This is a genomic window from Micromonospora echinospora, from assembly GCF_014203425.1.
In the GTDB taxonomy this organism is placed as follows: domain Bacteria; phylum Actinomycetota; class Actinomycetes; order Mycobacteriales; family Micromonosporaceae; genus Micromonospora; species Micromonospora echinospora_A.
Genome location: NZ_JACHJC010000001.1, coordinates 3,064,176 through 3,077,933, shown reverse-complemented (window position 1 = coordinate 3,077,933; position 13,758 = coordinate 3,064,176). Strand labels below are relative to the sequence as shown.

Below are 13,758 nucleotides of genomic sequence, written 5' to 3'. Positions count from 1 at the left end.
TCCGCGTTCCCGGCCAGCATGAGATCACCGGAAGATATCGCCGCGGCGCCCGTCCCGGGTCCGCTCCCCCGTCGCCCGCGGCGGTCGCCACCACCACCGGTTGAGGGAGGTGCGCCGCGATGGCGCAGAAGAACGAGAAGGGTGTCACCGGCAGCGCGCCGGTGGTGACCGAGCCCGGCAGGGTTCGCAACGTGGTGCTCGTCGGGCACTCCGGCGCCGGCAAGACGACTCTCGTCGAGGCGCTGCTGGCGGCCAGCGGCACGATCAGCCGGGCCGGCGCCGTCACCGAGGGCACCACGGTCTGCGACCACGACCCCGCCGCCGTACGGCAGCAGCGCTCTGTGAGCCTGGCCTGCGCGCCGCTGACGCACCGCGACGTCAAGGTCAACCTGCTGGACACGCCGGGCTACGGCGACTTCGTCGGCGAGTTGCGCGCCGGGCTGCGCGCCGCCGACGCGGCGCTGTTCGTGGTCTCCGCCGTCGACGGCATGGACGCCGCCACCGCCGCCCTCTGGGAGGAGTGCGCCGCCGTCGACATGCCGCGCGCGGTCGCGGTCTCCCGGCTGGACCACCCGCGCGCCGACTTCGACGAGGCGGTGGCGCTGTGCCAGCGGGTCTTCGGCGACAACGTGCTCCCGCTCTACCTGCCCATGCTCGGCGACGACGGCGAGTCGGTGGCCGGCCTGATGGGCCTGATCACCCGCCGGGTGTACGACTACTCCGCCGGGCTGCCGCCGGAGGTGCGCGAGCCGGACCCGGAGCACCTGCCGGCCATCCAGGAGTCCCGCGACGAGCTGATCGAGGGGATCATCGCGGAGAGCGAGGACGAAACCCTGATGGACCGCTACCTCGGCGGTGAGGAGATCGACCCCGAGGTGCTCATCACCGACCTGGAGACGGCTGTCGCCCGCGGCCACTTCTACCCGGTGGTGCCGGTCTGCGCGGAAACCGGCGTCGGCCTGGACGCGCTGCTCGACGGCCTGGTCGCGGCGTTCCCGTCCCCGCTGGAGCACGACCTGCCGGCGGTCACCGGGGTGGACGGCTCGCCCCGTCCGCCGCTGACCTGCGACCCGGACGGCCCGCTCGTCGCCGAGGTGGTCAAGACGACAGTCGACCGGCACGTCGGGCGGGTCTCGCTGGTCCGGGTCTTCTCCGGCACGCTCCGCCCCGACCAGGTGATCCACGTGTCAGGTCACGGCATGGCCGAGCGCGGCCACCCCGACCACGACGCCGACGAGCGGGTCGGCCACGTCTACACCCCGCTGGGCGCGACGCTGCGCGAGGTGGCCGCCTGTGTCGCGGGCGACCTGTGCGCGATCACCAAGTCGGGCAGCGCGGAGACCGGCGACACCATCTCGGCCAAGGACGACCCGCTGCTGATCGCGCCCTGGGAGATGCCCGAGCCGCTGCTGCCGGTGGCGATCGTGGCGCGCAGCCGGGCCGACGAGGACGCGCTGGCCCGCAACCTGTCCCGGCTGGTCGCCGGTGACCCGACGCTGCGGCTGGAACGCAACGCGGAGACCCACCAGCTGGTGCTCTGGTGCATGGGCGAGGCGCACGCCGACGTGGTGCTGGACCGGCTGCGCGGCGGCGGGGTCGAGCTGGACACCGAGCCGGTCCGGGTGCCGCTGCGCGAGACGTTCACCGCCGCCGCGCGCGGGCACGGGCGGCACGTCAAGCAGTCCGGCGGCCACGGCCAGTACGCGGTCTGCGACATCGAGGTGGAGCCGCTGCCCCGGGGCGCCGGCTTCGAGTTCGTCGACCGGGTGGTCGGCGGCGCGGTCCCGCACAACTACATCCCGTCGGTGGAGAAGGGTGTACGGGCGCAGATGGAACGCGGCCTGGTCGCCGGCTGCCCGGTGGTGGACCTGCGGGTGACGCTCGTCGACGGGAAGGCGCACAGCGTCGACTCCTCCGACGCGGCGTTCCAGACCGCCGGCGCGCTGGCGCTGCGCGACGCCGCCGAGAAGGGCCAGCCCACGCTGCTGGAGCCGGTGGACGAGATCACCGTGCGGGTGCCGGACTCGTCGGTCGGCGCGGTGATGGGCGACCTGTCCGGACGGCGCGGCCGGGTGCTCGGCACCGAGCCGGACCCGGAGGCCGAGGGCCGCACGCTGGTCCGCGCCGAGGTGCCCGCGACAGAGTTGCTGCGATACGCGGTGGAGCTGCGCTCGATGACGGCGGGCACCGGCACGTTCCGCCGCGAGTTCGCCCGCCACGAGCCCATGCCCGCCCACCTGGCCGACCAGGCCCGCAAGGAGTCCACAACTCACTGACCCCACCCCCGCCCTCGCCCCTCGCCCCACCTCCCGCTCCCGCGATCTTGCACTTGCGGCCCTGACAAGGTGCGCATTCCGGTCATCTCAAGGGCCACAACCGCAAGATCGGCGTGGAGAGGGCGGGGCTGGGGGCGGGGGTCGTTCGGGTCAGGGGCGGACGGCGGGGACCGGGGGCATCGGCCAGTACGGGCGGTCGGCGTCCCGGAGGGCGGCTGAGCGTACCGCCGCCAACTGCCGCTCCACCTCGGCGAAGTGGTCAGGCGCGAGCGGTCCCCGGCTCAGCGCGGCAGCGTTCTCCTCGACCTGGGCGACGGTACGGGCCCCGGGGATCGGCACGGCGCGGTCGCTGCGCGCCCAGATCCACCCGATAGCCCCCTGCGCGAGCGTACGGCCGTCGGCGGTCAGCGCGTCGCGGACGGCGGCGACCCGGCGCAGCCACTCCGGCGCGGGCCGGCCGCTGCGGAACCACTCCAGCCAGGTCGGCCCGAGTCCGCGTACGTCGTCGCGGGGAAGCGTCGACTCCGGCGTGTACTTGCCGGTGAGCAGTCCCATCCCGAGCGGCCCCCGGGCCAGGCTGGCCAGGTCGTGCTTGTCGCAGGCGTCCAGCATGGCGGGGGCGTCCCGGAGCACCGACAGCGCGTGCTGTACGGCGGTGGCGCCCCGGGCGACCTGCGCGAACGCGGCGGCCCGGTCGGCCCGGTCGGTGCTCCATCCGTACGCCCGGATCAGGCCGTCGTCCATCAGGTCGTCGAGCGTGCCGATGAGCGCCTCGGCCCGGGGCAGCGGCAGGTCGCCGAGGTGCAGTTGGTAGAGGTCGATGTGGTCGGTGCCGAGCCGGCGCAGTGAGTCGGTCACCGCCCGGCGCAGGTAGTGCGGCGAGGCGTTCTCCCCGGTTGCCTGCCGGGCGCTCTCGTCGAACGTGTAGCCGAACTTCGTGGCGATCACGGCCTCGTCGCGCCGGCCGGCGAGTGCCCGGCCGAGCACCCGCTCGCCGTGCCCGGCGCCGTACGTGTCAGCGGTGTCGAACAGCGTGACGCCGAAGTCGAGCGCGCGGCGGACGGCACGTACCGACTCGTCGTCGTCGACCTGACCCCAGCCCAGCGGGCGGGCGCCCTCGGCCCAGGGGCCGCCGATCGCCCAGCACCCCATGCCGAGGGCGCTCACCTCGATGCCGCTGCGCCCCAACTGTCGCTTGTCGACTGCCACCGCCGCATCCTGTCATCTTCCGGGCGGCCGCGGGCCGGTTCCTGGCTCCTGAGTACGGTCACGGTCACGCCCCGTGACGGCAGGCGGCGGACGGTCGCGGTGAACGCCGCCGCCCGGCGAGCCGTCAGCGCGCGTAGGCCAGCAGTACCGGCTCGTCCTGCCCCGGCCAGGCGCCGGCGAGGCCGCCCGCGGCCGGAACGTCGGCCGGTACGGGCCGCCGGACCACCGCCAGCTCGACGTCCCCCACCCGGACCACCGTCACGCCGCCGTCACCCGGGTCGGCCGAAACCGGACCCGTCGGCACCGGACGGCCGGTACGGCTGCCGGTCAGCGTCATGCTCGCCGGACGCGCCTCCCGCTTCCCGTCGACCTCGAAGTACTCCTCGGCCTGCCCGGCGTCGGCGAGCACGGCGGCGGCCAGCAGCGGCGGGTACACCGGGTCGCCGCAGGCGTCGTACGCCCAGCGGCGGCCGAGCACCGAGTGCTCGATGACGCCCACCAGGTGCTCGTCCGCCCCGGCCAGCGGCGCGCCCCGGTAGGTCAACGGCACCTGGAGCACCGGGCCGTCACCGGCGCGGACGAGCAGCGTCTCGACGCCCACCTCACCGGCCGGGTCGTCGAACCGGTACGCCGCGACGCGGCTGACCGGCGCGCCCGCCTCGCCGGCGAACCACTGCCGCCCGGGCAGCCAGCCGGCGAGCAGTTCCAGTTTCGAGGGGCGCAGTTCCGCGCGGTGCAGGAGAGCCATGCGCGAGATCGTACTGTCGGGGCGGGCCGCCGTCAGGCCGCCGACCACGCCTTGGCCAGCAGATCCCGGGTGTCGGCGAGGAGCTGGGGCAGCACCTTGGTGCGGCCGATCACCGGCATGAAGTTGGCGTCGCCGCCCCAGCGCGGCACCACGTGCTGGTGCAGGTGCGCGGCGATGCCCGCGCCGGCGACGCCCCCCTGGTTCATGCCGAGGTTGAAGCCGTGCGCGCTGGAGACGTGCCGGACGACCCGCATGGCGGCCTTGGTGAACGCGGCCAGCTCGACCGTCTCCGGCTCGTCCAGCTCGGTGTAGTCAGCGACGTGCCGGTAGGGGCAGACGAGCAGGTGCCCGGGGTTGTACGGGTAGAGGTTGAGCACCGCGAAGACGTGCTCACCGCGGGCCACCACCAGGCTCTCCTCGGCGGGCAGCCCGGGCGCCAGGCAGAACGGGCAGCCGGCCGGCTTCTCGTACCCACCCTCGGGCCGGTCCTCGCCGGAGATGTAGGTCATCCGGTGCGGCGTCCAGAGCCGGTCCAGCCCGTCCGCCAGACCGTTGTCGCCGCCGTACCCGGTGTCCCGCTCCGCCCCTGTCACACCGGCGATCCTACGATCCGGCCCGGACCCGCGCCGAACCGCGCCGCCGCCGGGGCGGCGGCGCGTCTACTCGGCGGCGGTGGCGGTGGGGCCGGCGTTGGTACGCGACTCCACCACCTCGCGCACGTGCGCGACCGCTTCGTCGACCGGTACGCCGTTGCGCTGCGAGCCGTCGCGGTAGCGGAACGAGACGGTGCCGGCGGCCACGTCGTCGTCCCCGGCGATCACCATGAACGGGATCTTCTGCTGCTGCGCGTTGCGGATCTTCTTCTGCATCCGGTCGTCGCCCAGATCGACGTCGGCGCGGATGCCGTGCCGGCGCAGCGTCGCGGTGAAGTCGGCCAGGTAGTCGCCGTGCTCCTCGCGGATCGGGATGCCGACCACCTGCACCGGTGCCAGCCAGGCCGGGAACGCGCCCGCGTAGTGCTCGGTGAGCACGCCGATGAACCGCTCGATCGACCCGAACTTGGCGCAGTGGATCATCACCGGCTGCTGCCGGGTGCCGTCGGCGGCCTGGTACTCCAGCCCGAAGCCCTTCGGCTGGTTGAAGTCGTACTGGATGGTCGACATCTGCCAGGTCCGGCCGATCGCGTCCTTGGCCTGCACGGAGATCTTCGGGCCGTAGAACGCCGCGCCGCCCGGGTCCGGCACCAGCTCCAGGCCGGTCTCCAGCGCGCACTGCTCCAGCACGGCGGTGGCCGTCGCCCAGTCGGAGTCGGAGCCGACGAACTTGTCCGGCCGGGAGTCGTCGCGGGTCGACAGCTCCAGGTAGAAGTCGTCGATGCCGAAGTCACGCAGCAGGCTGAGCACGAAGCCGAGCAGGTGCTTGATCTCGGCCGGTGCCTGCTCCTTCGTGCAGTAGGAGTGCGAGTCGTCCTGGGTGAAGCCGCGCACCCGGGTCAGGCCGTGGATGACGCCGGACTTCTCGTACCGGTAGACCGACCCGAACTCGAACAGCCGCAGCGGCAGCTGCCGGTAGGACCGCCCGCGCGACCGGTAGATCAGGTTGTGCATCGGGCAGTTCATGGCCTTGAGGTAGTAGTCGCTGCCCTCCATCTCCATGGGCGGGAACATCGTGTCCTTGTAGTAGGGCAGGTGTCCCGAGGTGTGGAAGAGACCTTCCTTGGAGATGTGCGGCGTGCCGACGTAGTCGAAGCCCTCCTCGATGTGGCGCGCCCGGACGTAGTCCTCCATCACCCGCTTGAGCACGCCGCCCTTGGGGTGGAAGACCGGCAGGCCGGAGCCGATCTCGTCGGGGAAGCTGAACAGGTCGAGGTCCGCGCCGAGCTTGCGGTGGTCGCGGCGGGCGGCCTCCTCCAGGAGCTTCAGGTACGCCTTGAGCTCGTCGCGGGTCGGCCACGCGGTGCCGTAGACGCGCTGCAGCTGCGGGTTCTTCTCCGACCCGCGCCAGTACGCGGCGGCCGAGCGCATCAGCTTGAACGCGCCGATCAGCCGGGTGCTCGGCAGGTGCGGGCCCCGGCACAGGTCGGACCAGCAGACCTTGTCCTCGTTCGCGGCGAGGTTGTCGTAGATGGTCAGCTCGCCGCCGCCCACCTCCATCACCTCGGAGGAGTCCAGCCCCTCCCCCTTGACGTCGATCAGCTCCAGCTTGTACGGCTCGGCGGCCAGCTCGGCCCGCGCCTCGTCCAGGTCGGCGAACCGGCGGCGGCGGAACCGCTGGCCGGACTTGACGATCTCCTGCATGCGCTTCTCGAGCTTGGTCAGGTCCTCCGGCTGGAACGGCTTGTCGACGCCGAAGTCGTAGTAGAAGCCGTTCTCGATCGGCGGGCCTATGCCGAGCTTCGCCTCCGGGAAGACGTCCTGCACCGCCTGGGCCAGCACGTGCGCGGTGGAGTGGCGCAGCACGTTCAGCCCGTCCGGGCTGTCCAGCGCGACCGGCTCGACAGCGACCTCCTCGGCCGGGCGCCAGTCCAGGTCGCGCAGCTGGCCCTGCGGGTCGCGGACCACCACGATCGCCTTCGGCCCGCTCATCGGCAGACCGGCCGCGGCCACCGCGTCGGCCGCCGTCGTCCCGGCGGCGACGACGACGGGGTCGGCCACGACGGGGGTACGGGGTGCGGACACGGTGACTCCTAGTCGTCGATGGTACGGATAAGCCGGTGACCGGCCCCTGCGATGCTATCGGTCGCCCCGGCGCGTGCCGTCGCCGACGCCGCTGCCCGCCGGCAACGAGTTCGGCAGGCGTTGAACCTTTTCGCCCCGCCGCCCGAACTACCAGGTGGGGCCGGAGCCGGTACCGGCCCCGGTCGAGATGGATGGGGGCCACGATGAGGATGACCCGTCAGGGCCGGTGGGCGGCGGCGCTGCTGGCCGCCGTGCTCGCCGGAGCGGTGAGCTGGCCGGGCGCGGCGAGCGCGGCCGGGGTGACGGTCACGACCTCACCCGCCGAGGTACGCCAGGGCGACGCGATCCAGTTGTCGGTGGTGGTGCCGGCGGACCGGCCCGGCAGCCGCACCACCAAGATCGAGCTGACCATGCCCCCGGACGCCCCGATCGGCGAGGTGTACCCGCTGTCCGTGCCGGACTGGGCGCCCACCATCACCACCCGCACGCTGGACCAGCCGGTCCCCGGCATGCACGCGGCCGAACTGAACCAGGTGACCCACGCCGTGACCTGGCTGCGGGTGCCCGGCACCGGCAGCGGAGCGGCCCTGCTGCCGCTCGGCATGGGTCCGATGCCCGCCACTGACCGGCTCACGTTCACAGTGGTCCAGACGTACGCCGACGGCACTGTCGTGCGGTGGGCGGACCCGGCCGGCGGCAAGCACCCGGCACCGACTGTCGAACTGCTGCCGCCGCTGCCGGGCACCATGACGCACAACGGCGACCCCGGTACGAACGGCGGCGCGCACAGCGGTCACGGCGCGGCGGGCGGCGCCCAGGGCGGTGTTCCGGGCGGTGTTCAGAACGGCGCTCCGAACGGCGCGGCGCCGGCGGCCGACGACGGGCCGAGCGCGGACCTGCTGCTCGGCGGCGGCCTGCTCGCCGGGCTGGCCGGCGGGGCGGCGATCGGCTGGCTGCTCAGCCGCCGCCGACGCGACACCATGACCCTGCCGCCCGACGACAACCCTTCCCCCGACGAGCCCGACGCCACCGAGCGCCCAAACGCGGACAACCGCTCCGACTCCCCCGAGCATGAAGTCGCCCCCGACACCCCGGCACCGGATTCGCTCCGCAGCGGCCCGGCGCCCACCTCGCCCCACGGCGACCCGGCACCGCATTCGTCGGGCGGTGACCCGGCACCGGATTCGCCCGATTCGGGAAGCGCCGCGCGCCCGCTCAGCGAACCCGTCCCCGCTGGTGGCGCACGCCGGGACGCATGATCGACTCCACTTCGCCGAGGTGGCTGCATCCCACCCCCGTCGACCCCGCCACCTCCCCGAGATGGCCCGCGTGCCCGGTCGGAACCGACCGTGATCCACACCTGCTCGGGGAGGTTGCGGCATCACGCACCCCTCGACCCCGCCACCTCCCCGAACTGGCGCACGACCGGGCCGGCGGCGAGGGGCGGCGGTCAGGCCGGGGTGGTGACCCAGCCGGGGAGCGGCTCGCGCGCGGTCAGCCAGTCCTCCGGGACGCCGCCGGGCCCGCCGACCCCGGTGTACGCGGCCACGGTCCCGCCCACGATCGCGGCCGTGGTGTCCACGTCGCCGCCCGCCTCCACGCAGGCGCGGATCGCGGCGGGATAGTCGTGCAGCAGCGTGGCGGCGACCCAGAGCGTGAACGGGACGGTGTCCTGCGCGGTGACCCGCGAGCCGTTGCCGAGCGCGTCGGCGACCTCGGCGGCCGGATGACCGAGCAGCGTGGCGGCCCGGCGTACCCCCCGGTGCACCTCACCGGCCGGGTCGAGCGCCCCGGCGACGGCGGTGAGCAGCCGGGCCGGCTCGGGCCGGTCGCCGTCGAGGCGGGCGCGGGCGGCCAGCGAGGCGGCCACCGCGACCGCCACCGCGCCGGCGACGCCCTCCGGGTGGGCGTGGGTCACCTCGGCCGAGGCGCGGGCCTGCTCGGCGGCGCGCCGGGTGGAGTCGGCGTACCAGGCGCCGAGCGGCGCGACGCGCATGGCCGCGCCGTTGCCGCAGGAGCCCTGCCCGTCGAACGCGGACGCGGCGGCCACCGGCCACGGCGTGCCGGTACGGATCAGCCGCAGCACCGTCACCGCGCCCGGCCCGTACCCCCGGTAGGGCTCGCAGCGGTGCGCGAACGCCAACGCCAGCCGGTCGGAGTCGATCCGCCCGGCGGCGGCCAGCTCGGCCACGACGGAGCAGGCCATCTCGGTGTCGTCGGTCCACTCCCAGGGCGGCGCGGGCAGCCGGCCGGCGGCGAGGTCGTCCGGGCGCCGGCCGGGGACGAAGAACTGGGAGCCGAGGGCGTCACCCACCGACAGCCCGGCCAGCGCGTCGCGGGCGAGCGTGAGGCGGGTGTCAGGGAAGAGCGTGAACGTCATCGCTGTCCCAGCTTGCCCGCTTCCCCGGACCGCCGCAACGCGACCGGCTTGCCACACCTTGTACGGTGCTGACGTGGCAACCGTCCTGCTGGTCGAAGACGACCACGTCGTGCGCGGCGCCATGCTGCGGTCGCTCACCGACCGGGGGCACGCGGTGCACGCCGTCGGCACCGCGCTCGACGCGCTGCGCCGGGTCGCCGCGGAGACGCCCGATCTCGTGGTGCTCGATCTCGGCCTGCCCGACCTGGACGGCTCGGACGCGCTGCGCATGCTGCGCGGCATCACCGACGTGCCGATCATCATCGCCACCGCCCGCGACGACGAGCAGTCGGTGGTGCGGCTGCTGCGGGCCGGCGCGGACGACTACATGGTCAAGCCGTTCACCGGCGCGCATCTGGACGCCCGGATCACCACTGTGCTGCGCCGGGCCGGCCGGGCCAGCCGCACCGTCGCGCCGGCCGTGCACACGGTCGGCGGCCTGCGGGTCGACGTGGGTGAGCGCAGCGCGGTGCTGGACGGGGAGCCGCTGGCGCTGACCCGCAAGGAATTCGACCTGCTGGCGTATCTCGCCGCGCGTCCCGGCCGGGTAGTGTCCCGGCGGGAACTCTTGGAGGAGGTATGGCGGCAGCCATCGGTCGGCGAGGACCAGACCATCGACGTGCACCTGTACTGGCTCCGCCGCAAAATGGGCGAGTCCGCGGCGAAGCCGCGCTACCTGCGCACCGTGCGGGGGGTCGGCTTCCGGCTGGTGGCGCCGGACTGAGGCTGTCGCTGGCCGCGCTCACGGCCGGCATGTGCAGCCTCGTCGCGCTCGCCTTCCTCATTCCGCTCGGGCTCACCCTCGCCGACCGGTCCCGGGAGGCGGAACTGGCCGACGCCGCGCGCCGCTCCGCGCTGGTGACCGGCGCGCTGGCGGTGAGCACCGACACGGCGGCTGTCGAACGGGCGGTGGCGGCCGCGGCCGGCGACGACCCGGCGCTGCGCCCGGTCGTACACGGCATCGGGGCGGACGAGTCCGCCGGCCGGGCCGACGCGGCAGCGCTCGCCGACGCCGCCGAGCAGCGACGTTCGGTGGTGACCGAGGTGGACGGCGGGGTGCTGCGGCTGGACCCGGTGGTGCTCGGTGAGCGGGTCGCCGTGGTGGAGGTCTTCGTACCCGACGAGGTGCTCGACGACGGCAGCGGCGGACGCTGGCTGCTGCTGCTCGCGGTGGCGCTGGCGCTGGTCGGCGCGGCGGTGGTGGTGGTCGACCGGGTGGCGGCCCGGGCCGTGGACGCCACCGGCGACCTGGTCAAGGCGGCGCTCGCGGTCGGCGACGGCGAGCTGGGGGTACGGGTCGAGCCGACCGGCCCGCGCGAGCTGGCCGAGGCCGGGCACGCGTTCAACCGGATGACGGAACGGCTGGTGGCGTTGCGTGCCGACGAGCACGAGCTGGTCGCCGACCTGTCGCACCGGCTGCGTACGCCGCTGACCGCGCTGCGGCTGGACGCCGAGGCGCTGGAGTCCGACGACACGAGCATCGGCACGTTCAGTGAGGCGGAGCTGGACCGGCGGCGTGGCATCCGGCGCATCCGGCAGGCGATCGTCACGCTGGAGGGCGAGGTCGACCAGCTGATCAAGACGACCCGCAAGGCGGTGAGTCAGGAGTCGGCTCCGGCGTCGTGCGACGTCAGCGAGGTGGTGCGGGACCGGATGGTGTTCTGGTCGGCGCTGGCCGGGGACCAGAACCGGCCGCACCGGGTGGTCGGGGCGCAGTTGCGCATCCCGGCGCCGGTGCCCCGCGCCGAGCTGGCCGCCGCGCTGGACGCGGTGATCGGCAACGTGTTCCGGTACACGCCGCAGGGCACCGCGTTCGAGGTGGCGGTGAGCCGCCGGGACGGCTGGGTGGCGATCCGGATCGACGACGCCGGGCCGGGCATCCCGAACCCGGACCGGGCGCTGCGCCGGGGCGAGAGCGACCAGGGCTCCACCGGGCTCGGGCTGGACATCGCCAAGCGGGTCGCGTTGCAGGCGAACGGTTCGGTGAGCATCGACCGGGCCCGGCTCGGCGGGGCCAGCGTGGTGATGCTGCTGGCCGACCCGGACGCGGCGCCCCGGCCGGTGAACCGGTTCGGGCTGGTCGGCCGGATGGCCCGGGACGCGCGCGAGCCGCGTGCCGGACGGCGCTGGCCGCGCCCGCGCTGACGCCCTGGCTGTGGGCCGGCGCAAGTTCTCCTTAAAGGTGGTTTAACGACGGCCGGGAAACCGCCGTGAACTGCCAGGATTACCGACAGAACCCATCAGTTCCGTCGGCCGGGACGCCCCGTAACACCTTTCGGCCGGCGGATCGGTGCGCGCGACGGGAGTTCGGTCCCCCCACACCTCGCTCCCGTCGCGCGCTCTCCCTTCGCTCCGGGCGAGGTGACCGTCATGACGCCGACTGTCGGCCGTCTACTCCGCTGGGCCGCCGTGATCGGCCTGGGCGTCGCCCTCACGCTCGCCTTCTGGCAGGACCCGGTGCTCGCCCACGGCCCGGTCCGGCCCGCAGCTGTCGCGTCCGGCCCCGCCGCCGCGCTGTCCGCGCTGGCCCTGGCCGGGGTGATGCTGACCGCGCGACGCCGGCCGCCCCGGGGATCCCGGCGACCGACGCCCGTACGGCCGCTCAGCGTGCCGCGTTCGCCCGGTACGCGTCGATCTCGGCGCTGATCCGGGCCTGCTCGGCCGGGGCCAGGAACGCCGCGGCGACCGCGTCGCGGGCCAGCGCGGCGACGCCGTCCGGGCCGAGTCGCAGCAGCCGGGCGGCCACCGCGTACTCGTCGTTGAGGGTGGTGCCGAACATCGGCGGGTCGTCGGAGTTGATGCTGACCGGCACGCCGGCCTCCACGATCCGGGGCAGCGGGTGCGCGTCGAGGCTGGGCACGGCCCGGGTCCGCACGTTGGAGGTCGGGGAGATCTCCAGCGGGATCCGCCGCTCGGCCAGGTAGGTGAGCAGCGCGGGGTCCTGCGCGGCGGAGATGCCGTGGCCGATCCGCTCGGCGCCCAGCTCGCGCAGCGCGTCCCAGACGGTCTCCGGGCCGGTGGTCTCGCCGGCGTGCGGCACCGAGCGCAGCCCGGCCGCGCGGGCCTGGTCGAACCAGGGCTTGAACTGCGGCCGGGGCACGCCGATCTCGGGGCCGCCGAGGCCGAAGCTGATCAGCCCGTCGGGCCGCTCGTCGAGCGCGATCCGCAGCGTCTGCTCGGCGGCGGGCAGGCCGGCCTCGCCGGGGATGTCGAAGCACCAGCGCAGCGCGATGCCGAAGTCGGCCTCGGCGCGCTTGCGGGCGTCCTCGATCGCCTCGCAGAACGCCGGCGCCGGGATCCCCCGGTTGACGTGCGAGTACGGCGTGACCGTCAGCTCGGCGTACCGGACCTGCTGGCGGGCCAGTTCCCGGGCGACCTCGTGGGTGAGCAGCCAGACGTCGTCGGCGTCGCGGATCAGGTCGACGACGCTGAGGTAGACCTCGATGAAGTGGGCGAAGTCGCGGAACGCGAAGTAGTCGGCGAGCGCCTCCGGGTCGGCCGGCACCGGGGTGCGCCCCTCGTGCCGGGCCGCCAGCTCGGCGACGATCCGGGGCGAGGCGGAGCCGACGTGGTGCACGTGCAGCTCCACCTTGGGCAGTCCGGCGATGAAGGTGGGCAGGTCGGTCACGAGTTCTCCTCTGCGCGGGCGCCGGTGCGGGCCACCATGAAGATCCGGCGGAACGGGAAGTACACCAGACCCTGCCGCACCGGGTACGCCTGCGCGAGCCGTACCCCCAGCTCGGCGCGGAAGTCGTCCCAGCCGGCGGAGTCCAGCGCGGCGCGGACCGGGCGCAGCGCGGTGCCCTCCATCCAGGCCAGCACCGGGTGGTCGGCGCCGGCGGCGGGCAGCAGGTGCACGTACGTAGTCTCCCAGGTGTCGGCCGCGCAGCCGGCGTCGGCGAGCAGCGTGGCGTAGCCGACGGGCTCGTCGACGGGCGCCTCGCGCAGCTTGGCGGCGAGCGCGTCCCGCCACCGGTCCTGGGCGGCGACGGAGCGCAGCAGCCGGTGCGAGGGCGCGTCGAAGTTGCCTGGTACCTGGAACGCCAGCCAGGCGCCGGCCGGCAGCTCGGCGGCCCAGCGGCGGAGCAGGTCGCGGTGTTCCGGCACCCACTGGAGCACCGCGTTGCCGACCAGCACGTCCACGTCCGGCTCGGGCCGCCAGTCGCGGACGTCGGCGACGGCGTAGTCGACCGGGCCGCCCTCGGCGTTCGCCCGCGCGATCATCTCCGAGGAGGAGTCGAGGCCGGTGACGCGGCTGCCGGGCCAGCGGTGGCCGAGCGTGGCGGTGAGCGTGCCGGGGCCGCAGCCGAGGTCGACCACGGCGCGTGGCCGCTCGGCGCCGACCCGGGCCAGCAGCTCGTGGAAGGGCCGGGAGCGCTCGTCTCCGTAGCGCAGGTAGGTGTGTGGATCCCACATGGCAGCCTCCAA

At 74.4% G+C, this 13,758-nt stretch carries 12 protein-coding genes; 5 read left to right on the top strand and 7 right to left on the bottom strand.

What is annotated here, in order from left to right:
• Positions 1 to 119: 119 nt before the first annotated feature.
• Complete coding sequence (locus tag FHU28_RS14550) at positions 120 to 2,276, top strand: elongation factor G-like protein EF-G2 (protein ID WP_184684491.1); 2,157 nt, start codon at positions 120 to 122, stop codon at positions 2,274 to 2,276.
• A 150-nt stretch (positions 2,277 to 2,426) separates the two neighbouring features.
• Here FHU28_RS14550 and FHU28_RS14545 read toward each other — a convergent pair whose 3' ends face one another.
• The 4 genes from FHU28_RS14545 to thrS form a co-directional block, all read right to left on the bottom strand.
• On the bottom strand, positions 2,427 to 3,428 hold the full coding sequence (locus tag FHU28_RS14545; protein WP_184689528.1) for an aldo/keto reductase: 1,002 nt from the start codon (positions 3,426 to 3,428) through the stop codon (positions 2,427 to 2,429).
• A 181-nt stretch (positions 3,429 to 3,609) separates the two neighbouring features.
• On the bottom strand, positions 3,610 to 4,233 hold the full coding sequence (locus FHU28_RS14540) for a CG0192-related protein (RefSeq protein WP_184684489.1): 624 nt from the start codon (positions 4,231 to 4,233) through the stop codon (positions 3,610 to 3,612).
• A 32-nt stretch (positions 4,234 to 4,265) separates the two neighbouring features.
• A complete protein-coding gene (locus tag FHU28_RS14535) occupies positions 4,266 to 4,826 on the bottom strand; it encodes an HIT family protein (RefSeq protein ID WP_376700770.1) in 561 nt (186 codons plus the stop codon).
• 66 nt (positions 4,827 to 4,892) lie between these two features.
• Positions 4,893 to 6,911, bottom strand: a complete 2,019-nt coding sequence (thrS, locus tag FHU28_RS14530) for a threonine--tRNA ligase (RefSeq protein WP_184684486.1) — start codon at positions 6,909 to 6,911, stop codon at positions 4,893 to 4,895.
• Between the two features lie 203 nt (positions 6,912 to 7,114).
• Between thrS and FHU28_RS14525 the strand changes: the two genes are divergently transcribed.
• Positions 7,115 to 8,170 carry a YcnI family protein gene (locus tag FHU28_RS14525; protein WP_260412975.1) on the top strand — a complete coding sequence of 352 codons (1,056 nt, stop codon included), beginning with the start codon at positions 7,115 to 7,117 and terminating at the stop codon, positions 8,168 to 8,170.
• A gap of 191 nt (positions 8,171 to 8,361) precedes the next feature.
• On the opposite strand, the gene FHU28_RS14520 is transcribed toward FHU28_RS14525, so the two are convergent.
• A complete protein-coding gene (locus tag FHU28_RS14520; protein WP_184684484.1) occupies positions 8,362 to 9,291 on the bottom strand; it encodes an ADP-ribosylglycohydrolase family protein in 930 nt (309 codons plus the stop codon).
• Between the two features lie 73 nt (positions 9,292 to 9,364).
• On the opposite strand from FHU28_RS14520, the gene FHU28_RS14515 reads away from it, so the two are divergent.
• The 3 genes from FHU28_RS14515 to FHU28_RS14505 all read left to right on the top strand — a co-directional run bounded on the left by FHU28_RS14515 (position 9,365) and on the right by FHU28_RS14505 (position 11,976).
• Positions 9,365 to 10,054 carry a response regulator transcription factor gene (locus FHU28_RS14515; RefSeq protein WP_064448739.1) on the top strand — a complete coding sequence of 230 codons (690 nt, stop codon included), beginning with the start codon at positions 9,365 to 9,367 and terminating at the stop codon, positions 10,052 to 10,054.
• 29 nt (positions 10,055 to 10,083) lie between these two features.
• Positions 10,084 to 11,475, top strand: coding sequence for a HAMP domain-containing sensor histidine kinase (locus FHU28_RS14510; protein WP_184684482.1), 1,392 nt, complete (start codon positions 10,084 to 10,086; stop codon positions 11,473 to 11,475).
• A gap of 225 nt (positions 11,476 to 11,700) precedes the next feature.
• Positions 11,701 to 11,976, top strand: a complete 276-nt coding sequence (locus tag FHU28_RS14505; protein ID WP_073827612.1) for a hypothetical protein — start codon at positions 11,701 to 11,703, stop codon at positions 11,974 to 11,976.
• Here FHU28_RS14505 and FHU28_RS14500 read toward each other — a convergent pair.
• A complete protein-coding gene (locus tag FHU28_RS14500; protein ID WP_184684479.1) occupies positions 11,933 to 12,958 on the bottom strand; it encodes an adenosine deaminase in 1,026 nt (341 codons plus the stop codon). The genes FHU28_RS14505 and FHU28_RS14500 overlap by 44 nt on opposite strands.
• Complete coding sequence (locus FHU28_RS14495; protein ID WP_184684476.1) at positions 12,955 to 13,746, bottom strand: trans-aconitate 2-methyltransferase; 792 nt, start codon at positions 13,744 to 13,746, stop codon at positions 12,955 to 12,957. Before FHU28_RS14495 ends, FHU28_RS14500 begins: the two co-directional genes overlap by 4 nt.
• Positions 13,747 to 13,758: the final 12 nt, after the last annotated feature.

Excerpts from the sequence above, each read along its gene's own strand:
- FHU28_RS14545 (WP_184689528.1), bottom strand. The coding sequence starts at position 3,428 with ATGGGGTGCTGGGCGATCGGCGGCCCCTGGGCCGAGGGCGCCCGCCCG.
- FHU28_RS14505 (WP_073827612.1), top strand. The coding sequence starts at position 11,701 with ATGACGCCGACTGTCGGCCGTCTACTCCGCTGGGCCGCCGTGATCGGC.
- FHU28_RS14525 (WP_260412975.1), top strand. The coding sequence starts at position 7,115 with ATGAGGATGACCCGTCAGGGCCGGTGGGCGGCGGCGCTGCTGGCCGCC.
- FHU28_RS14520 (WP_184684484.1), bottom strand. The coding sequence starts at position 9,291 with ATGACGTTCACGCTCTTCCCTGACACCCGCCTCACGCTCGCCCGCGAC.
- FHU28_RS14540 (WP_184684489.1), bottom strand. The coding sequence starts at position 4,233 with ATGGCTCTCCTGCACCGCGCGGAACTGCGCCCCTCGAAACTGGAACTG.
- FHU28_RS14550 (WP_184684491.1), top strand. The coding sequence starts at position 120 with ATGGCGCAGAAGAACGAGAAGGGTGTCACCGGCAGCGCGCCGGTGGTG.
- FHU28_RS14495 (WP_184684476.1), bottom strand. The coding sequence starts at position 13,746 with ATGTGGGATCCACACACCTACCTGCGCTACGGAGACGAGCGCTCCCGG.
- FHU28_RS14510 (WP_184684482.1), top strand. The coding sequence starts at position 10,084 with ATGTGCAGCCTCGTCGCGCTCGCCTTCCTCATTCCGCTCGGGCTCACC.